Below are 21,293 nucleotides of genomic sequence, written 5' to 3' on the forward strand. Positions count from 1 at the left end.
TTATTTTTGTAAACGTTTCCCAAAATGCTGGAGAGATGCTTAATTCATTAAGTTTTTAAACTACTTATTTTAATAAATTTATAGAGTTGTTTTTATATCTCAAATACCTATCAGAAGTGAGTAAAATGGCAAAAACATTAAATTACAAACGAAGATTTATAAAAGGGTTTATTGCATTAGCAATTAGTACTGGAGTAACAGTTAGTCCTAATTTAGTTGATAATTACTCTTATGCTGCTGAAAGAAATGAGACATACAGCACAGGAAATAGTTCAGGCAAAATCGTTAAGGTAAATGACCATACGGCTAGAATTGATTTGAATCAAAATGTTACTTATGACATTGATAAAAACGGTATAGCATCTTTAAGAAATGAAAACACGGGTGATATTGAAAAATTACCATCAATTGCAAAAGATAGAAATGGTAATAACATTTCTCTAGTATATTTTGAAGATAATGGTGATTTAGGTGTATATGCTCAAAATATGTACCAAGATAGAGGCATTGGAAAATGTATATCTGGTATAGCAGGAGGAGCTGTTACAGGAGGTACTACGTTAGGATTAGCTGGTGCTGGAGTCGGAACTGTAACTTTACCAATAGTAGGTACAGTAGGTGGAGGAGTAGTTGGAGCAGTCGGTGGGGCAGTAGGTGGTGGATTAACTGGAGGAGCAACTTTCTGCTAATATTTAAGGAGTGATACTATGAAAATAGTTTTTAACATATGGGTATGTTTATTATTATTTTTAGTAATAGCACTTTGGACAATGATTAGTATCAAGTTTGGTAATATTAATAGTAATCAGGTAATATTAATGAATATATTTATATTTATAGCCTATATATTATATATAGTGAGGTTTATAAAGTATTATAAATAGAACAATATTTAGATTTTTTAATAAGTACAGATTATTCGATATTCCTCGCTATATCTTATTTAGCAAAATGTTGATATGCTGCTTTATTTAATAGTATGGAAGGAAACAATTTATTAGTCATAGACAAGGACATTTACAGTAAACTTGTGAACAAAAGTCGGCATAATATGATATTATTAGCCGACTCTTCGATAAATTTCGAGATGGTTGAAGTTTTATGAAGTTCATTGTTAAAAAGATAATTAGAATAAAATTACTAAGATCACAATTTTAATGCTTTGTAGTTAATATTTTGATTGATAAGCGATTAGTGTTGTCCCGACAATATAATTAAATATCATTTTAAATTTAGGTTTTTCAAAAACTGCTTTGATATAATTGAAAACAAAAGTGCAAAAACTGAATCATGTAATTACAGTTATAATAAATAATGTTGAAAGTAATGCGACTTGTACATTTTGGTTACTTTGATGATTTATAAATTGAGGTAGAATACTTATATAAAATAGAATTGCTTTTGGATTTAGAATCATAGTTATAAATCCTTGTTGATATGATTTGAATAAATTCGCATTTGTTGTTTTCGTGACTTCCATAGTATTATATTCAAATTTATGGGCATTTAATATGTTTTTAAGGCCAAGAAAAATAATATACGCTGCACCTAATATTTTAATTATAAAAAATACGGTTTGGGAACTTACGAATATAAATATAATACCTAGAGTTGCCAAAGTAGCATAAATTAAATGAGCGTTAGCTATACCAAATGTTGTAAAAATACCACTTTTAATTCCACCGTGAGCGCTATTTTTTATAACAGCAAAAAAACTTGGTCCAGGCGCTATAAGAATAAGTAATGACATTATAATAAAGTTAATCCAATTATCCATATATTGCTCCTTTGTTTTGTATGTTGTTAAATGAGTTTCTTCTTGTTTTGATAGTAATACAATTAACCAAGCCTGTTACTGCGAGAATATTATATTATTAATAGGTTTATTAGATGAATGTTCAATAAGTTAAATACTACTGTGGAAATTAATAGTTAGTTATCTTATTCTTCATGTTATCATTTAAATAAATTATTATAAGAATTAACATAAAGAAAGTAATTGAAGTATAAGTAAATGTATTTTTTTAGTCTCAATTTAATTTTGGAGGTTTGGTTATGAAGTATTTAAATTTTAAGCAAGTTGATGTATTTCCAAATGAAGCATTTAAAGGTAATCCTGTTGCAGTAATTTTTGATGCTGATGATTTAACGTCAGAACAAATGAAAGATATAGCAAGTTGGACTAATTTATCTGAAACAACTTTTGTTTGTAAACCTGAAGATGAAAATGCAGATTACAAATTGAGAATTTTTACTCCCAACAATGAGTTACCTTTTGCTGGTCACCCAACTATAGGTTCATCTTTTGCTATTTTACAAAATGGTTTAGTGCCTAAAAATAAAAATTATCTCGTACAAGAATGTGGAGTAGGTTTGGTGAAAATAGATTTTACGGAAGATAAAACATATTTTAGTTTGCCTGAGCCTAAAATTAGTGAGTTACAAGACCGACAGTTTGATGGAATAATAGATAGTTTAGGTATCAAAAAAAGTGATGTAGTTCATTCTAAAAATATTAATATCGGTGCTGAATGGCTAACTTTGGAATTAAAAAATGCGAGTATTGTTAAAAATATTGAACCTAATTTTAAATTGATGGAACAATATATTTATGAAGGTACCACTGGTGTAACGATTGTCGGTAAAAACAAAGAAGATAAAGATACGACTTTTGAAGTTCGTTCATTTGCTCCGAAAGAAGGTGTGGACGAAGATCCAGTTTGTGGTAGTGGTAATGGTTGTGTTGCTGTAATGAATGATTTATACGGTTTATTAGAGGAAAAAGAATTTTCAAATTCTCAAGGAGAATGTATAAACAGAAATGGTAGAGTTTATATTAAAAAGGAAAATGTATTGAAATTAGGCGGAGTTTCAAAAATAATGATTGATGGAACAATAGCGATTGAGAAACAATAGATATGAATTGAAAATGGCTAATCTGTGCTAATTCTCTAATTTCTTCATCACTTATATTGTTGTGTTTCAGCTAATCCTTCAAATGATATTTGAGAAAATAATAAAGCAGCTAACATTAAAGTTATAACAATTTTTTCATTAGTACCTCCTAAGTAATTAAGTAAATGGTATACCAAAAAATAACACGAACATTATGAGTGGAGTTAATATAAATAAGTTGATTAAATTAAGAAAAATGCTAATTTTCCATATTGTCTTAGTGTTTTTAGAAATAAAAAACATAAGTATAGAAAATATTAATAACGCACTACTATTTGATATAAAGACATCTAATTTGTCAGCTCCATATCAATTGGGTGGTGTAATAGATAATAGAAACATTGCTGAAATGAATATATAATTAATTATGTTTATGGAATACACTGCTAATTTCATTATTGTCTCACCCCTTATATAACAATATATTAAATTATTTATATGATTTTAATATAACGCAATTAATTTTATAATAAATAACTTTTTTTAGTCTTAAAGTGATACAGCAATTGTTGTGGTATATAATCGAATTGAATTTAATTAATTCACTTTGAAGGGGTGTTGGTAATGATACTTGAAGAAACAATGTTGCGGGTTAGAAAGAATATGGATAAAGCTTTTGAAGAATCTTTTAGAGAAGTAACTAGTATTATGAGTTCGATGAATGGTTATATATAGCATAATTTAAAATAGTAAAGATTTTGATGACATACGCAAATGAAATACAGAGCTTAATATGTACAATTAATTTAATAGAGAAAATTAAATTAATTGGAAGGATATTTTTATAATGAAAGGTAAAAATAACTTAATCTTTATTAACGCGCTAGTGTTCATAATATATCTATTAATATATATTTCATTAGCCATAAACCATTTTGTAATTATGAAACTAGAAGTAACTAAAGCATGGTTTGGATCGTCTTTGATATTAGTAATATTTGCATTAGTATTTATTTTAACAATGAAAAATAAAGAAGTTTCTGAAAAAGCATTAAAAGTAATAGGAATTACATTTGGTGTAATTATAATTTTAAGTTCTGTATTATTTTTGATCTATATAAAATATAATAAATTTAATGATTGTAGTATTTTTTTAATAATTTTTCATATCGCTATGGTTTTAAATATTATACATGAAAGTTTAATGAAATATAAAATGGTATATTTCACGATGCTAGTATTAATAATTAACCTTTACATATTATATACGCAAACATAAATAAAGAGAGAAGTTGTCTCTCTTTATTTATGAATACTGTTCATCTAAGTGGCATGTAAAAGCAAGTTTATTTTGAAAAGAAAACCTTCATGTCATAAATTAACCTTAATATCAAAAAAAGCATCGGTCCAATTCATATGGCCCAATGCTAAACTTTGTTTGGCTTTATACTTGTACATAAAAGTTACCATTGCAGCAACTCTAAATTCATTATAACAGTATGAATATAATTGTGTATTACCTTTTATAGGATAGTAAATATTAACTTAATATAAGTAAAATATTATGATGGAAGTAGTGGTTTGATTAGATTTTTAATCATTAAAAAAGTAGTACTTGCTAAGTAAAGCAGTACTACTTTTGCTATAGTTGTAAGTAAGATTTTAGTCGTTTGGTAGCGACTAATTAAATTATATCAAGAAATAAGCGTTATTTATCTAGTTTATCAATCATAGTAAAAAATCGATGCGTTTAGTAAAAATTGTACCAATTATCAAATTTATATATACTACTAATTACTGTAGACTCAATATTTTACTTTCATTTATATAATATTTACTGTTATAATTAAAAGCATTTACAAAATCCTGTAATCTAATTTAATATACTGGTATAGGTAGTTCATGCCTATACCTTATGTTTTCTATTATAATAATTTAAAGTTTATTTAGTATTGCATAATTTACTTTACCTCTCTTATTTTAATAAGGGAGGTTTTTAATTTTAATTATACATTTTAAGTTTTAATTAAAGCACATCTAAAGACTATGAAATAGGAAATTTAACGTTTAGTAAAATTATAAAATCTATCACTTTAACGGGAAATATAGCGAATTTTTACTTCTGGAAATACAATTTTTACTTTAACTATTGAATACATAGATATAGTAAATGATGGATGTTATTTTAAGGGCAGGACTTATCTCATAGTCCATAGTCCTATGTTTGTTATACCAACATTTAGTTCTCCGCAGATATTTATCTGCGGTTTTTAATTTTATAATATTTTAACATTTCATTTTTTTACATTAATAAATACAATTTTATAAAATCATTGAGGCTGGGACAATATTGATTCGTCCTAGTCTCTTTTCATATTGGCAGTAGCTGACTGCATTGAAAATGCGCTTCAAACCAAGCTTGTTTCAATACTAGTCATCCTTGCCGGGGTGGGACGACGAAATCATTTTTTCAAAATCAGATTTCTGTCCCACTCCCTTTTTACGTCAATTAACTATTGAGTACAAATTTTGAACCTTTTATACATTTAATTAAAAGTAGGTTATTTGCAAGTTAGTTTTCATTTTCTTTAATTGTTAAATTTCTCAATATTTAAGTAGATTTTACTTGTGAAGTTATGTTTTTTACTAATATTCGAAATGCTATTTAATAATGATCTGTATTGAAATAATATTTTGAATAATAAAGTTTTCCAATTTGTGATTAGAAAGATAGTTATTAAGAAAATTTTCATTATTGGAGACTTTATGAATATACATTTAAAATCCATATTTATATAAAAGGAGAAGAGGTTATTTAATGAATAATAACAAAAAGGTTCAGAAATACTCTATTAGAAAATATAGTGTTGGCGCAGCATCAATATTAATTGGAACATTATTATTTTTAAATCCAAGTACTGCAGAAGCACAAGAGTTAGAACCTAAATCTAATGAAACAACAACAAAAGAAAATGAAGAACTTTCACAAGGTAATGACGTAACAAATACAGATGAAGTACAAGAACAAGAACTACCAGCAGAAGTGAATACTTCTCAAAAAACTGATGAACCATCAGACGTTGAAGAAATAAGTTCACAAGAAGAAAAAACGCAAAAGCTAGATGAAGTAGAAGCGCAAGAAGTAACATCAGAAGAAAATAAAGTTCAAAGTACAGATGAGTCAAAAAACAAAAAAGAAGTAACTAGACAAAAAAGTAACGAACAAAATGCAGATGAAGCACTTGAGCAAGAAGTAAATACACAGGTCAACCAAATTCAAAACTTAGATGAAGCAACTGACGAAGGGAAAGCACCTTTAGAAGAAAAAGAAGTGCAAAAATCAGATAATGAGCAAACGCAAAAAGTAAACGAACTGCAAAACATAGATGAGTTAAAAGGCAAAAAAGAAGTATCTTCACAAAATAAAGCAACGCAAAAGTCAGGTGAAAAAAATGAGCAAGAGTTTACACCTGAAGTAAAACAACAACTAAACAACGATAATTCAATCGAAGAAGTAACACAAGAAGTGAAGGAAGCACAAAAAATAAGTGAAGCACCTAATCAAAAAGTAAAGCTCAATATTAAATCAACACCTCTAAAAAGAAGTAAAAGACAATTGCCTGAACTACCACCAAGTAACACGGATATACCAGTAGTACCTTTACAAAACCGTGCAGCTAGTCATACATTTTCACCACGCTCAGTAAGTAGTTCATATCAAGCAAGGTACTTTTCTTCGATGCGTGGGTTTAATGATATAACAACAAATTCTACTAGAAGAGATGCGATTGAAATAATAGAAAAACATAAACAGCATCTTACAGAAAAAGAACGAGAATTTTATTTACGTAATATCGCAAGAAAATTAAATTTACCAAAGAATGAAAAAACGTGGAATAATTTATTTAGAAATAGTATTGATAATAAGTTGATTGGTCGAAAAGTTGCTAAAAATCAAGTTAATGACGTTAATAAAGTATTGGAAAGTATGAAAAATTTAATAAATAACCGACAAGGGAATTTTTACACAGAGATATCAAACAACAATGTGAAAAAAATTACAGCCAATGATTTACGATATGTTAGCACTGAAAAAAGAGGTGGAAAATATGTTGTAAGTTTTGATTTGACTAAAGAACTTGGGTCAGGGGTTAAAAGATTTGAAACACTTTCATTAAAAGTAAATGATTCACTAAACTCAAAAATTGAAAAAGTTCTAGTTGATTATATACCACATAAAGGACTTGCTGAAGCAACGAAAACTTTAAATCGTGATAAATTAGGTTATTATAGTTTTACAACAGAACCAAAGAATAAAGCTGGAGCTTCCGCAACTTTTAAATTAGTACTAAAATCAGCAACTGAAATTGATAGTGCAAAAGATCAAATTGGTGTTCAATTAATTAGTGACACAAACTATCCAAATCCGGTGCACGGAGTTAATTTGGAATTAAAAACTGTCAATATGAAGCCTATTGCTCAAAAAGTTAACAGTGATATTAAAAAAATCAAAGAACAAGAAGCTAAGGGGCAAGTGCAACCACCGGTAGATAATCAAGCGAAAGATGAAGCAACAAAAGCAGTAGTGGAAGCTGAACAAGCAGAACAAGCTGCGAAAGATAAATTAACAAAAGCTAACGAAGATGGTGTTATTAATCTCAACGAACATAAAGAATTAGAAGAAGCGTCTAATCAAGCAGATACAAAGAAAAAAGCAGCAGAAGCGAAAGTAAATGCTTTATCTGAAAATCAAAAGGGAGATTTGCCACAAAGGTTAGATAAATTAACAGGTATTGTAGTCCCAAGTATTAATGATCAAGACAGTAATGGTATCTCAGATGATTTAGATCAAGCAAAATCCGAAGCAACGAAAGCTGTGGAAGAAGCAGAACGAGCAGACAAAGAGGCAAAAGAAAAGTTAGCTAATGCCAATAAAGATGGCGTTATCAATCCAAAAGAACATCAGGAATTAGAAGCAGCGTCTAATCAAGCAGAAACAAAGAAAAAAGAAGCAGAGGCGAAAGTAAATGCTTTATCTGAAAACCAAAAAGGGGACTTACCACAAAGATTAGAAGTATTAACAGGCATTGTTGTTCCAGAAATCAACGACAAAGATAGTAATGGTGTGGCTGATGACCTAGATAAATCAAAAGCTGAAGCAACAAAAGCAATAGAAGCAGCTGAACAATCAGACAAAGCAGCGAAAGATAAATTAACTAAAGCCAATGAAGATGATGTTATTAATCCGAAAGAACATCAAGAATTAGAAGCAGCGTCTAAGAAAGCAAAAGAAACTAAAGTTGCAGCAGAGGCAAAGGTAAAAGCATTGCCTGAAAGTCAAAAAGGAGACTTACCACAAAGATTAGAAGTATTAACAGGCATTGCTGTCCCAGATATAAATGACCAAGACAGTAACGGTATTGCGGATAACATAGATAAAGCAAACGCTGAAGCAACAAAAGCTGTAGAAGCAGCTGAACAAGCAGACAAGGTTGCCAAAGAAGCGTTAACAAAAGCTAACGAAGATGGTGTTATTAATCCCAACGAACATAAAGAATTAGAAGCTGCGTCTAATCAAGCAGATACAAAGAAAAAAGAAGCAGAGGCGAAAGTAAATGCTTTATCTGAAAATCAAAAGGGAGATTTACCGCAAAGGTTAGATAAATTAACAGGCATTGATATTCCAGGAATCAACGACAAAGATAGCAATGGTGTTGCGGATAACATAGATAAAGCAAAAGATGAAGCAACGAAAGCAATAGAAGAAGCTGAACAAGCAGACAAGGTTGCCAAAGAAGCGTTTACTAAAGCTAACGAAGATGGTGTTATTAATCCGAAAGAACATCAAGAGTTAGAAGCAGCATCTAAGAAAGCAAAAGAAACTAAAGTTGCAGCAGAGGATAAAGTAAAAGCATTACCCGAAAATCAAAAGGTTGATTTACCACAAAGGTTAGATAAATTAACAGGCATTGATGTCCCAAATATCAACGACAAAGATAGTAATGGTGTGGCTGATGACTTAGATCAAGCAAAAGATGAAGCAACAAAAGCTGTGGAAGAAGCTGAACGAGCTGACAAAGAGGCAAAAGAAAAGTTAGCTAATGCCAATAAAGATGGAGTTATTAATCCAAACGAACATCAAGAATTAGAAGCAGCATCTAAACAAGCAAAAGAGACAAAAGCAGCAGCAGAGGCAAAGGTAAATGCTTTATCTGAAAGTCAAAAAGGAGACTTACCACAAAGGTTAAGTAAGTTAACCGGCATTGATATTCCAGGAATCAACGACAAAGATAGCAATGGTGTTGCGGATGATTTAGATCAAGCAAAAGATGAAGCAACGAAAGCAGTAGTAGAAGCTGAACGAGCTGACAAAGTTGCGAAGGATAAATTAACTAAAGCCAATGAAGATGGAGTCATTAATCCGAATGAACATCAGGAGTTAGAAGAAGCATCTAAGAAAGCAAAAGAAACAAAAGCTACAGCTGACGCAAAGGTAAAAGCATTGCCTGAAAATCAAAAGGGAGAATTACCACAAAGATTAGAAGTACTAACAGGCATTGATGTTCCAAACATAAATGACCAAGATAGTAATGGTGTTGTTGATGACTTAGATCAAGCGAATGATGAAGCAATGAAAGCTGTTGAGGAAGCCGAAAAAGCGGATAAAGTGGCGAAGGAAAAGTTAGCTAAAGCCGTAGAAGACGGAGCTATTAATCCAAAAGAACATCAAGAGCTAACTGAAGAAGCTAATCAAGCAGAAACAAAGAAAAAGGCAGCATCAGAAAAAGTAAATAAATTGCCTAAAGATAAACAAGACAATTTACAAGAAAGATTAGATAAATTAACAGGTATTAAAGTACCAAATGTCAATGATCAAGACAGCAACGGCTTGGCAGATGAGTTAGATGGTACGTTAGCTGATGTAGCTATGGCAGTAGAAAAGGCAAAACAAGTAGACAAAGCTGCCAAAGAAGCGTTAGCAAAAGCTAAAGAGGATGGGAAAATTAGCCAAGAAGAAGTCAACAAATTGACAGAATTAGCTAATCAAGCAAAAGAAACAAAAGCAAATGCAGAAGTATTAGTCGAAGAATTACCTGAAACACCAAAGCAATTAAGAGAAAAGAAAGCAGAATTTAATGAAGTATTGGCTCAATTAACAGGAATTACAGTACCAACAGTAACGGATAATGTAATACCAGGACAACAAGACAATATGGACCAAGCCAGAGCCGATGCAACGAAAGCTGTAGAAGAAGCTGAACGAGCTGATAAAATGGCGAAGGAAAAGTTAACTAAAGCCGTAGAAGACGGAGTTATTAATCCGAAAGAACATCAGGAGTTAGTAGATTTAACTCAACAAGCAGAAACAAAGAAAAAAGAAGCAGTGGCGAAAGTGAATGCATTACCTGAAAGTCAAAAAGCAGATTTACCACAAAGGTTAGGTAAGTTAATTGGTATCGATATTCCAAACATTAATGATCAAGACAATAACAACTTGCCAGATGAGTTGGATGGCACGTTAGCTGATGTAGCTATGGCAGTAGAAAAGGCAAAACAAGTAGACAAAGCTGCCAAAGAAGCGTTAGCAAAAGCTAAAGAGGATGGAAAAATTAGCCAAGAAGAAGTCAACAAATTAATGGACTTAGCTAAACTAGTGAGAGAAACAAAAGCGACAGCAAAAGTATTAGTAGAAGAATTGCCAGAAACACCGAAACAATTAAAAGCGAAGAAAGCTGAATTTAATGAAGAATTGGCTCAACTAACAGGTATTGTGGTACCTACAGTGACGAGTAATGTAGTACCAGGACAACAAGATAATATGAATCAAGCAACAGTCGAAGCAAGTCAAGCTGTAGAAGAGGCTGAAAAAGCTGACAAAATGGCAAAAGAAAAGTTAGCTAATGCCAACAAAGATGGTGTTATTAATCCAAAAGAACATCAGGAGTTAGAAGAAGCATCTAAGAAAGCAAAAGAGACAAAAGCTACAGCAGAGACAAAGGTAAATGCTTTACCTGAAAGTCAAAAAGGAGACTTACCAGAAAGCTTAGACAAATTGACAGGCATTGATATTCTAAACATTAATGACCAAGAAAGCAACGGCTTGGCAGATGAGTTGGACGGTACGTTAATTGATGTAACTAAGGCAGTAGAAGCTGCGAAACAAGCAGACAAAGCTGCCAAAGAAGCTTTGGCAAAAGCTAAAGAGGATGGGAAAATTAGTCAAGAAGAAGTCAACAAATTAACAGATTTAGCTAAACAGGCAAAAGAGACAAAAGTGACAGCAGAAGTATTAGTCAAAGAATTACCAGAAACACCGAAACAATTAAAAGAAAAGAAAGCAGAATTTAATGAAGTATTAGGTCAACTAACAGGTATTGTAGTACCTACAGTGACGAGTAATGTAGTACCAGGACAACAAGACAACATGAATCAGGCAAAAGCCGAAGCAATGCAAGCTGTTGAGGAAGCTGAACGAGCTGACAAAGTTGCGAAAGATAAACTAACTAAAGCCAAAGCAGATGGCGCTATTAATCCGAAAGAATATCAGGAGTTAGAAGAAGCATCTAAGAAAGCAAAAGAGACAAAAACTACAGCAGAGGAAAAGGTTAATGTTTTACCTGAAAGTCAAAAAGGAGACTTACCAGAAAGATTAGACAAATTGACAGGCATTGATATTCCAAACATAAATGACCAAGAAAGCAACGGCTTGGCAGATGAGTTGGACGGTACGTTAATTGATGTAACTAAGGCAGTAGAAGCTGCGAAACAAGCTGATGCAAAAGCGAAAGAAGCACTAGTTAAAGCCAACACAGATGGGAAAATTAGCCAAGAAGAAGTCAACAAATTAACAGATTTAGCTAAACTAGCGAGAGAAACAAAAGCGACAGCAGAAGTATTAGTCGAAGAATTACCAGAAACACCGAAACAATTAAAAGAAAAGAAAGCAGCATTTAACGAAGTATTAGCTCAACTAACAGGTATTGTAGTACCTACCGTGACGAATAATGCAATTCCTGGACAAGATGACAATATGGACCAAGAAAAAACGGATGCAACTCAAGCTGTAGAAGAAGCTGAAAAAACGGACAAAGCTGTAAAAGAAGCATTAATTATAGCCAATGAGGATGGAAGGATTAGCCAAAAAGAAGTTGAGAAATTAACGGATTTAGCTAAAAAGGCGAAAGAAACAAAAGCTAAAGCAGAAATGAAAGTGAACGCATTAGCTGACAATCAAAAAGGTAATTTACCACAAAGGTTAGATAAACTAACAGGCATTGATATCCCAAGTATGAATGACCAAGACAGTAACGGTGTTGCAGATGACGTAGACCAAGCGAAAACCGAAGCAATGCAAGCTGTAGAAGAAGCTGAACAAGCAGACAAGGCGGCAAAAGAAGCATTAGCAAAAGCTAACGAAGATGGAAAAATTAGCCAAGAAGAAGTCAATAAATTAATGGACTTAGCTCAACAAGCAAAAGCAACCAAAGCTACTGCGCAAGCGAAAGTAAATGCGCTATCTGAAAGTCAAAAAGGAGACTTACAACAAAGATTAGAAGCATTAACAGGAATTAATGTTCCAGTAATCAATGACAAAAATAGTAATGGTGTTGCGAACGACTTAGATCAAGCAACAGCCGATGCAACTCAAGCTGTAGAAGAAGCTGAACAAGCAGACAAGGTGGCAAAAGCAGCATTAGCAAAAGCTAACGAAGATGGTGTTATTAATCCAAAAGAACATCAAGATTTAATAGACTTAGCTCAACAAGCTGAAGCAACGAAAAAAGTTGCCTCAGAAAAAGTAAATGTCTTACCACAAGATAAACAGGTCAACTTACAAGAAAGATTAGATAAGTTAACAGGTATAAAAGTACCAAATGTAAATAGTGATGTATTACCAACAGCACCAAGTGAAGACGATAAAGAAATGAAGCCGGAAGTATCAGGTGAAGATAGTAAAGAAACGATACCAACAATACTAAGCGAAGATGGTAATGAGGTGACGTCAGAAGAATCAGGCAAAACTAATAAATTAACGACACCAACAGCGGCGATTGAAGATGTGAATAAAGTAACACTAGAAGAATCAAGCAAAGATGATAAAGAAACATCATCAACAGTAACAAGTGAAGTAATTGCTCCTAAAGCATTAAGTAAAGACGGCAAAGCAATGTCATCAGAAAATCTAAATAATAATAGTAACAATACTATAAATGAGTTACCAAAAACAGGAAACGATGGTATTAATAGTTATATTTACACAGGTGTATTAGCCTTATTTGGATCACTATTACTGGTTGTAAGAAGAAGAAAAAATAAATCAAATTAATAATCAAAAGGCGTTAAACGTATAATACGTTTAACGCTTTTTAATAATTTAAAATATATAAGGACTTCAGACGAGAAGGGGTAAAGTTTTGAAATATGCAAATTAATAAAATTGGAACCATTTTTTCCATCGATAACCTATTAATAAAGCAATGTTCATCATGATATGGATAATTTCAAATTCATAACCACTAACGTATCCTCGTGAAAGTTTTAATGTGAAAATTGAGCCTAACATGACACCAATATAGAAAATATTTACATATGGCGTTAAAAATCCGATAAGTAAAGCTATACCACCGATAACTTCACCATATGAGAGCAACAAGGCCATTGTTGGTGATAAGCCTAAAGAACCTAAAAAGTTATATGTTCCTTGTAAATCAACAAATTTTAATGTGCCATGGACTAAAAAAGAAGTTGCTAACATCAGTCTAATTATAAGTAAACTGAATCTCATGCGATTAATAGTTTGATTTTCAATATGAGGGGATAAATGTTTATTCTTAAATGACATAATTTTCTCCTTATTGTTAGTACTAAAATTTATTTAGAGTGTGTCTAAAAACTATATTTAAGATATTAACAAATTGAAATGGTAGAAGTTTATGCTTGTCATAACTAGTAAAATATAAACCAAAGTTAGCAATAAAGTAGATATAAAGCTCTAATTTAATCAGTAAAAGATTTATGTTTTACTAGATTAAAGTCATATTTTACTAACAAATAATAAACAATCACAGAAATAACAGATATTGCTATAATAAATATAGGTGTTGAAACACCATTTATCTCCATTAGTAACTTATAGGGTTAGAGACAATCGCGTTTGCGGTTGTCTTTTTTTATAAATTTAGGGAATCATTTTGAAGTATTATAAGGAACATGACTTACTAATATTATTTTTAAGACTAATCAACCTTTAGATTTTTACATTTTTTACTTTTAATTTTACTTTAATTACTGAAGTGCATTTCAAACAATAAAATAATGATACAATGCCGTTGTATTTAAATATAAATACATTTATTTATGTTTAAATATTAAATGGCATTATTCTTTTGTATTACTCAAGATATAAAGTCATCCATACAAAATTAGAAGGAAGGTGATTAATAAGAAGTAAATGATAGTGGTTTTAAAACAATAATACTCAGGTTTAAAACGTAGGAGGACTTATGAAGCGTGCAATTAATATTACAGAGATATCAAGAATTTTCAAAAATTATTTGCTCTTTATCATTATCTTGCCTTTATTATCTCTAGTGGCAAGTATAGTAGTTACATTTTTTCTAATTGAAGACAAATATGTAGCAACAACCCAGTTATTGATAAATCAAAAAGAAAATACACATCAAAATGTTCAAGATATACAAAGCAATATTCAATTGATCAATACTTATTCTGAAATTGTTAAAAGTCCAAGAATTTTAGGTAAAGTTGCAAAAGAATTAAAAGGACAGTATGAAGCGGATGAAATAAAGAACTTTTTAAATGTAACAAATCAAGCGAATACACAAGTTTTAAATATTTCTATTTTTCATAATGACAAAGAAGTAGCAGAACAACTTGCAAATACAGTAGCTAATGTTTTTAAAAAGGAAATTCCTAAAATCATGAAGGTGGATAATGTGTCGTTGTTATCTAGTGCAACTAAAACAGGTCATCAGGTTGCGCCAAACGTACCTTTAAATTTATTTATAGGTTGGGCAAGTGGATTGTTAATATTATGCATTATTATTTTCATTAAAGAGATAACTGATAAACGAATAAAGTCAGAACAAGATGTTTATGACCAGATGAACTTACCAGTGTTAGGCAGCATTCAATATTTTAAATAGAAAAGAGGAGACTAATGTTTAAACGTAATACTAAAGAACAATCAACACTGTTTGTACATGACAATCCTAAATCTATTGTCAGTGAGAAATTTCGAACAATAAGATCAAATATTATGTTTTCCAATGCAAATACTAGTGATAAAAATATACTTGTCACTTCGGAACATGCATTGTCAGGCAAATCCACAGTTTCTTCAAATATTGGTATTTCTTATGCTCAGGCAGGGTATAATACGTTAATTATAGATGGTGATATGAGAAAGCCTACGCAACACTATGTGTTTCAATTATCTAATTTGACTGGTTTATCAAATTTAATAATTAATAAAACGACGTTTAATGATGCTATAAAAGCTACACATATTGACAATTTAAGTGTTCTGACTTCAGGACCTATACCACCTAATCCATCAGAATTGATTGCATCTAATAAGTTCAAGCAGATTTATGACATAGTATCTAAAGATTATGATTTCATCATTATTGATACACCACCAGTTAATACGGTTACTGATGCTCAATTATTTGTACAACATACAAAAAATGCAGTATTAGTAATTGATACTGAAAAAAATGATCGTGATGAGGTGAAAAAAGCACAAGAACTGCTAAACGTTGCAGGAGCTAAAATATTAGGTGTCATATTAAATAAAATGAAAGTGACAAAATCATCGAGTTATTACTATTACTATGGAACTGATTCAGATGATTGATATGCACAATCATATATTACCTGCTATAGACGATGGTCCTCAATCAATTGATGGGACATTAAAATTATTACGACAGGCAAAACAACAAGGCGTAACAGGTATTATAGCTACGCCTCACCATTTAAGTCTTAAGTATAATAATCCTATAGCAACAGTAATAGAATCAATAAATAATGTGATGCAAATACCCGAAGTCATATCTATATGTTTGCCAATTTATCCAGGCCAAGAAATAAGAATTTCAGATAAGATTTTAACTGATATTAAAAATAACCAGATTATTGGTTTAAACTATTCTAAGTACTTACTTATTGAATTTCCGTCTAATGAAATTCCTCACTATTCACAACAATTATTTTTTGAATTACAACTTCAGCAATTTATACCAATAATAGCGCATCCAGAACGAAATAATGTGTTTTTAAAGCAGTCAGATACTTTGTATTATTTAATTAAAAATGGGGCTTTAAGCCAATTAACTATTACTTCTGTAATAGGAAAACTAGGAAAAAAGATACAAAAATTTGCATTGCAATTAATTGATCATAATTTAACACATTTTATTGCTTCTGACGCTCACCATTATTGTTATAGACCGTTTGAAAATAATCAGTTGTATCAAAATACAAAATTAAAACACTATGCTTCAGAAATAACTCAAATGCTAAAAAACTCACAGTGCATCATTAAAGATGAATCTATATTAAAAAAACAACCGTTAAAAATTGATAAACGCTTCTTGAAATTATTTTAGATAAGAGAGGTGAATTGAATGACACACATCAATGCAAAACAACGATTATTCATCCTTATAATGATTGATTCTATTATTGTTACGTGCTCAATCTTTTTAGGAGACTTTATATTAACTCCTTTTTATGAAATTAATTCTATGCATAAATTATTTATTACATCTATCTGTTTACTGGTTTGTCATTTTCTAACTGCATATTTTTTTGATTTATATCATAGGGCATGGGAATATGCGAGTATTAATGAAGTACTACTTATTGTTCGATCTGTTTCAACGTCTATACTATTAACTTTAATTATTATTTTTGTAATTACATGGTCACAACCTTTTTATAGTTTGTATTTTATAACGTGGATGTTACATATTATTTTGATAGGTGGGTCACGGTTATTTTGGCGAATATATCGCAAGAAGGTAAATGGTGCACCGGTTTATAAAAAACCAACATTAATTGTTGGTGCGGGAGAAAGTGCGTCGTTATTAATAAGGCAAATGTTGAACAGTCCAAGTATGGCTATGGAACCTGTAGTAGCTGTTGATGATGATTATAATAAGCAAAATATAGTGTTAACAGAACGAGTGAAAGTGCAAGGTTATACTACGGATATACCAGATCTTGTAAAACGATATTGTATAAAAAAGATAATTATTGCAATACCTTCAATTGAAAATAAGAAAGTGAGGGAGCTAAATCGAATTTGTAATATCAAAGGTGTTTCTTTATTTAAAATGCCTAATATTAATGATGTATTAACAGGCGAACTTGAAGTGAATCAATTAAAACGTGTAGAAGTAGAGGATTTATTAGGGCGCTCCCCAGTGGAGTTAAATATGGACCAGATCGCGCAAGGACTTACAGATAAAACAGTGCTTGTTACAGGTGCTGGTGGTTCGATAGGTGCTGAAATATGTAGACAAATTTGTCAATTTGAACCTCGAAAATTATTAATTTTAGGACATGGTGAAAACAGCATATATTTAATACATCAAGAACTGATGAAACAACAATATACCAATATTGAAATTATACCTATAATTGTTGATGTACAAGATAGAAAGCAAATCAACAATATTATTAAACAATATAAACCTTTTGCTATTTATCATGCTGCAGCACACAAGCATGTACCATTAATGGAAATAAATACAGAAGAAGCATTTAAAAATAATGTAATTGGTACAAAAAATGTTGCGGAATTAGCTAAACGACATGCTGTACAGAAGTTTGTCTTGATTTCTACAGATAAGGCTGTAAATCCTTGTAATGTAATGGGAGCAAGTAAGCGTATAGCTGAAATGATTATTCAAAGTCTCAATGATGAACAACATGTTACTCAATTTGTAGCAGTAAGATTTGGAAATGTCTTGGGTTCTAGAGGATCAGTTATCCCCTTATTTAAAAAGCAGATAGCTGAAGGGGGACCTGTGACTGTAACTCATCCAGATATGACGCGTTATTTTATGACAATACCTGAAGCAGCTAGATTAGTATTACAAGCTGGAGCATTAGCTAAAGGTGGAGAAATATTTGTGTTGGATATGGGTAAACCAGTTAAAATCGTCGAACTAGCAAAAAACTTAATTCGATTAAGTGGTAAAACAGAAAATGATATTAACATTGAATTTTCAGGAATTAGGCCCGGTGAAAAACTGTTTGAAGAATTGTTAAAAGATGATGAAATTTACCCGACTCAAATCTATGAACAAATTTATATAGGAAAATCTACAGTGTATCCTATTGAAAAACTCTATCCGTGTTTAGCTAAAATTAGAAGCGGTGAAATTAACATAATAGATTTTGCTAAGCGAAGTGAACATTATTTTGAATAAATCGTTTGCTTGTTATTTATTAGGTAATATTTTGTTTGGCGTTAGTCAATGGCTCATTATTTTATTAATTATAAAGCTAGGAACGAGTATAGAATTAGGTGTATACACATATGGCATCGCTGTTATAGCGCCGTTAATTTTGTTTATGTCTTTTGGCTTTAATACATTAATAGTGACTGATAATTATCTTGAAAAACAAACAATGGTCATGTTGAGATGTTATTGCCTAGTCGTAACACTACTATTTTATAGTGCTATCGTAGCTTTTTTTACGAATTTAACACATACGTCATTTCTTTTATTGATTGTAGTTGCAGTTAGTAAATTGGCTGAAGCTGCATTAGATATTAATTTTGCATATTTAATTAAACTACAAAAATACGGGGAAATTGGCCTTTATAAAATATCAATGACTTGTATTCAACTTATTTTACTAATCATCTGTTATGTTTATTTTCATTCATTAACAATGGCCGTATTTTTATATAGTGTGATTATATTGATTATGTTTATACGACTAAATATAAAACATTTATTTAGAGCTATATCATGGTCAGTTAGCTTGAAATTACTGAAATTAGGATTGCCGTTATCAATTACACTAGCGTTATCATCATTAAATACCAACATACCTAAATATATATTAGAGTCTGTTTCGACTATAGAAAATGTCGGAATATTTAGTAGTTTACTTGTCATTTATTCAGCTGGTAATACTTTGTTTTTTTCTATATATAATTATTTTTTACCTAAAGTTGTTGAGAAAAAATCAGACACATCTTATTTATGGAAAGTATTATTAACAATTTTGGGACTACTCTTTACCACTCAATTAATATTAATTTTGGTTGGAACTAATAATTTATCGGTTATACTTCAAACACTGTTTACTTCGTCATATGTACATCTACAAAAGGAATTTATGAATGTTATTGTTGGTAGCATTTTTGTATATGCTAGTATTTTATTTGATTTATTTATCAACGCTTATCAAAAATATATTTACAATACATTTATTCAACTACTCAGTGTAGGTTTAGTTGCTATTACATCGATAGTGTTAATACCATATTTCAAAATATATGGGGCAACACTTGCATTTTTAATCTTTGGGATTACGGTAAGTATTACAAAATTAATAATATCTATCATGATTATACAGAGGGGTAACATATGACAGTTAAAGAAGTAGGGATCATCATTAGTTCAATCGCTTGTTTAATCATTTTTATGTGGTTAAATTACAGCAATATATTGTTGCTACTCTGTATCAACGTGCTTATATTTCTGTGGTTATTCTATCGGGAATATGATAGGAAATTTATTATCATCTTGCTTATCCAGTGGTTGATGTATGTCATATTATTAGTTATTCATCAATATTTTTATGCATTACCAGGGTCAGGGAATGATGATTTACGTTTTGAAGAATTGGCGCAACGCTTTTATATAAACTATTTATATAGCGTGAACTTAGAGATTTTTCAAAATTCAGCGTTTTACTCACAAATGATTTCGCTGTTTTACCTTTTTGGTACACCTCATATTTTGATACCAGGTTTATTAAATATAACCGTCCATAATCTTACTGTAATGCTGTTATATCATATTTGTGTACATTTATTTAAGAATACCAATGTAGCAAATATTTCAACCATTATTTATATTTTATATCCACTTCACATTACTTCAACTATTATTACTTTAAGAGAAATTTATATTACCTTTTTTATTTTATTGTTTATTTATGCATTATTGTTATATCATCGTCGAAATAACAAATGGCATTTAACTATATGCGTTATCGCAATTGGTTTAGGTTCCTTATTTCATATTGGCTTATTAGGATTATTGCTTATATTAGCAGTGTATTTTATGTTTTTATCAGCTCATTCAGCAATAGTAAGAGTTTTTTTAGTGTTAGCTATCATTTTAGGTTTTATTGTGTTGATTACTTATAATGAGGATTCAAAACTGACCTCAACTTTAAAAAATGAGCAGCACTTGGAACCAACAACTTTTAAAGCTAGAGCGGATTACCTTCATATAAATGAAGAAAAAAATATACAGACTAAAACTAAGCAAATCATTTATTTTCTAGTAAAACCACTACCGTGGGAAATTAGAAATTTTTCAGACATTATTGGTGTTGTTAACATAGCATTCATACTATTAGGCACATATTTGGCTTTTAAAGCATATATGTATGAAAGGAATAAGGATATTTTAATTGTTTTAATAGCAATCTATATTGTATTTATCATCTTCTCTTTAGGTACATACAATTATGGTACTGCGTTAAGACATAGAGATAAAGTAACGATGTTATTTACGATGTTTATTAGCTATTATGCGTTCATATTAAGGAAGCGGTGATAACTATGATTCGACGTATATTAAAAGTTATGACAGCAATTTTAACACTTTTACCTAAACGCTTATCTTTATTATTGTATGAACTTAATAGTAATACGAATTGCACATGGCAAATTGCATTACGATACTGCATTGTAGGAAGTTTATGTAAAGCAATTGGCCACAACGTTTATATCGGTAAACGTGTTACTTTAAAAAACATTGAAAATATCACAATAGGCGACAATGTCAGCATTCACGATATGTGTTACATCGATGGATATGGCGGTATTAAGATAGGCAATAATGTATCTATTGCTCACAATACCTCCATATTGACATCAACACATACTTGGTCAGACCAATCTATACCTATTAAGTATAACCAAGTTATAGCAGGTAAGGTTGTTATTGAAGATGATGTATGGATTGGATGTGCGGTCAGAATATTATACAAAGTAACTATTGGTCAGAGATCAGTAATAGCTGCTGGAACTGTTGTGACTACAAATTTACAATCTGGTTGGTTAGGAGCTGGCATACCTATGAAACATAAAAAGAAATTGGAGGATTGGTGAT

12 protein-coding genes and 1 pseudogene are annotated in these 21,293 nt (G+C 30.7%); 11 read left to right on the plus strand and 2 right to left on the minus strand.

Annotated features, from left to right (window positions below; genetic code table 11):
- Nucleotides 1-125: 125 nt before the first annotated feature.
- Entirely contained in the window at nucleotides 126-689 is a 564-nt protein-coding gene (locus KA845_RS10755) for a hypothetical protein (protein WP_103387782.1), read from the plus strand.
- A gap of 479 nt (nucleotides 690-1,168) precedes the next feature.
- On the opposite strand, the pseudogene KA845_RS10760 reads toward KA845_RS10755, so the two are convergent.
- Nucleotides 1,169-1,777 (minus strand): annotated as a pseudogene (locus KA845_RS10760) (LysE family translocator).
- A gap of 278 nt (nucleotides 1,778-2,055) precedes the next feature.
- Between KA845_RS10760 and KA845_RS10765 the strand changes: the two are divergent.
- From KA845_RS10765 to KA845_RS10775, 3 genes are all read left to right on the plus strand, one after another.
- Complete coding sequence (locus KA845_RS10765; protein WP_210128063.1) at nucleotides 2,056-2,916, plus strand: PhzF family phenazine biosynthesis protein; 861 nt, start codon at nucleotides 2,056-2,058, stop codon at nucleotides 2,914-2,916.
- Between the two features lie 826 nt (nucleotides 2,917-3,742).
- Nucleotides 3,743-4,174: a hypothetical protein gene (locus tag KA845_RS10770; protein WP_103387784.1), complete on the plus strand. Its 432-nt coding sequence runs from the start codon at nucleotides 3,743-3,745 to the stop codon at nucleotides 4,172-4,174.
- Nucleotides 4,175-5,713: 1,539 nt separating this feature from the next.
- Nucleotides 5,714-13,222 (plus strand): GA-like domain-containing protein, encoded by a 7,509-nt coding sequence (locus KA845_RS10775; protein WP_210128065.1) that lies wholly within the window; start codon nucleotides 5,714-5,716, stop codon nucleotides 13,220-13,222.
- A 102-nt stretch (nucleotides 13,223-13,324) separates the two neighbouring features.
- Here KA845_RS10775 and KA845_RS10780 read toward each other — a convergent pair whose 3' ends face one another.
- Nucleotides 13,325-13,681, minus strand: a complete 357-nt coding sequence (locus KA845_RS10780; protein WP_002509443.1) for a DoxX family protein — start codon at nucleotides 13,679-13,681, stop codon at nucleotides 13,325-13,327.
- 718 nt (nucleotides 13,682-14,399) lie between these two features.
- Here KA845_RS10780 and KA845_RS10785 point away from each other — a divergent pair.
- Genes KA845_RS10785 through KA845_RS10815 form a run of 7 tightly spaced genes read left to right on the plus strand, consistent with a single transcriptional unit; the run spans nucleotide 14,400 to nucleotide 21,292 of the window.
- Complete coding sequence (locus tag KA845_RS10785) at nucleotides 14,400-15,062, plus strand: YveK family protein (protein ID WP_002509444.1); 663 nt, start codon at nucleotides 14,400-14,402, stop codon at nucleotides 15,060-15,062.
- A 14-nt stretch (nucleotides 15,063-15,076) separates the two neighbouring features.
- Nucleotides 15,077-15,775 carry a polysaccharide biosynthesis tyrosine autokinase gene (locus KA845_RS10790; RefSeq protein WP_107374171.1) on the plus strand — a complete coding sequence of 233 codons (699 nt, stop codon included), beginning with the start codon at nucleotides 15,077-15,079 and terminating at the stop codon, nucleotides 15,773-15,775.
- Nucleotides 15,768-16,529: a tyrosine-protein phosphatase gene (locus KA845_RS10795; protein ID WP_021459072.1), complete on the plus strand. Its 762-nt coding sequence runs from the start codon at nucleotides 15,768-15,770 to the stop codon at nucleotides 16,527-16,529. The genes KA845_RS10790 and KA845_RS10795 overlap by 8 nt, the downstream gene beginning before the upstream one ends.
- Nucleotides 16,530-16,547: 18 nt before the next feature.
- The gene (locus tag KA845_RS10800; protein WP_103387787.1) at nucleotides 16,548-18,359 is read left to right on the plus strand and encodes a polysaccharide biosynthesis protein; all 1,812 of its coding nucleotides are present in this window, start codon (nucleotides 16,548-16,550) and stop codon (nucleotides 18,357-18,359) included.
- Nucleotides 18,352-19,536 carry a lipopolysaccharide biosynthesis protein gene (locus KA845_RS10805; protein ID WP_103387788.1) on the plus strand — a complete coding sequence of 395 codons (1,185 nt, stop codon included), beginning with the start codon at nucleotides 18,352-18,354 and terminating at the stop codon, nucleotides 19,534-19,536. Before KA845_RS10800 ends, KA845_RS10805 begins: the two co-directional genes overlap by 8 nt.
- Nucleotides 19,533-20,735, plus strand: a complete 1,203-nt coding sequence (locus tag KA845_RS10810) for a phospholipid carrier-dependent glycosyltransferase (RefSeq protein ID WP_082435625.1) — start codon at nucleotides 19,533-19,535, stop codon at nucleotides 20,733-20,735. The genes KA845_RS10805 and KA845_RS10810 overlap by 4 nt, the downstream gene beginning before the upstream one ends.
- A 5-nt stretch (nucleotides 20,736-20,740) precedes the next feature.
- Complete coding sequence (locus KA845_RS10815) at nucleotides 20,741-21,292, plus strand: acyltransferase (protein ID WP_002509450.1); 552 nt, start codon at nucleotides 20,741-20,743, stop codon at nucleotides 21,290-21,292.
- Nucleotide 21,293 lies beyond the last annotated feature (1 nt).

This window comes from Staphylococcus sp. GDX8P114P-2, from assembly GCF_017892945.1.
GTDB classification, from domain to species: Bacteria; Bacillota; Bacilli; order Staphylococcales; family Staphylococcaceae; genus Staphylococcus; species Staphylococcus arlettae.

Excerpts from the sequence above, each read along its gene's own strand:
- KA845_RS10755 (WP_103387782.1), top strand. The coding sequence starts at position 126 with ATGGCAAAAACATTAAATTACAAACGAAGATTTATAAAAGGGTTTATT.
- KA845_RS10765 (WP_210128063.1), top strand. The coding sequence starts at position 2,056 with ATGAAGTATTTAAATTTTAAGCAAGTTGATGTATTTCCAAATGAAGCA.
- KA845_RS10770 (WP_103387784.1), top strand. The coding sequence starts at position 3,743 with ATGAAAGGTAAAAATAACTTAATCTTTATTAACGCGCTAGTGTTCATA.
- KA845_RS10775 (WP_210128065.1), top strand. The coding sequence starts at position 5,714 with ATGAATAATAACAAAAAGGTTCAGAAATACTCTATTAGAAAATATAGT.
- KA845_RS10780 (WP_002509443.1), bottom strand. The coding sequence starts at position 13,681 with ATGAGATTCAGTTTACTTATAATTAGACTGATGTTAGCAACTTCTTTT.
- KA845_RS10785 (WP_002509444.1), top strand. The coding sequence starts at position 14,400 with ATGAAGCGTGCAATTAATATTACAGAGATATCAAGAATTTTCAAAAAT.
- KA845_RS10790 (WP_107374171.1), top strand. The coding sequence starts at position 15,077 with ATGTTTAAACGTAATACTAAAGAACAATCAACACTGTTTGTACATGAC.
- KA845_RS10795 (WP_021459072.1), top strand. The coding sequence starts at position 15,768 with ATGATTGATATGCACAATCATATATTACCTGCTATAGACGATGGTCCT.
- KA845_RS10800 (WP_103387787.1), top strand. The coding sequence starts at position 16,548 with ATGACACACATCAATGCAAAACAACGATTATTCATCCTTATAATGATT.
- KA845_RS10810 (WP_082435625.1), top strand. The coding sequence starts at position 19,533 with ATGACAGTTAAAGAAGTAGGGATCATCATTAGTTCAATCGCTTGTTTA.
- KA845_RS10815 (WP_002509450.1), top strand. The coding sequence starts at position 20,741 with ATGATTCGACGTATATTAAAAGTTATGACAGCAATTTTAACACTTTTA.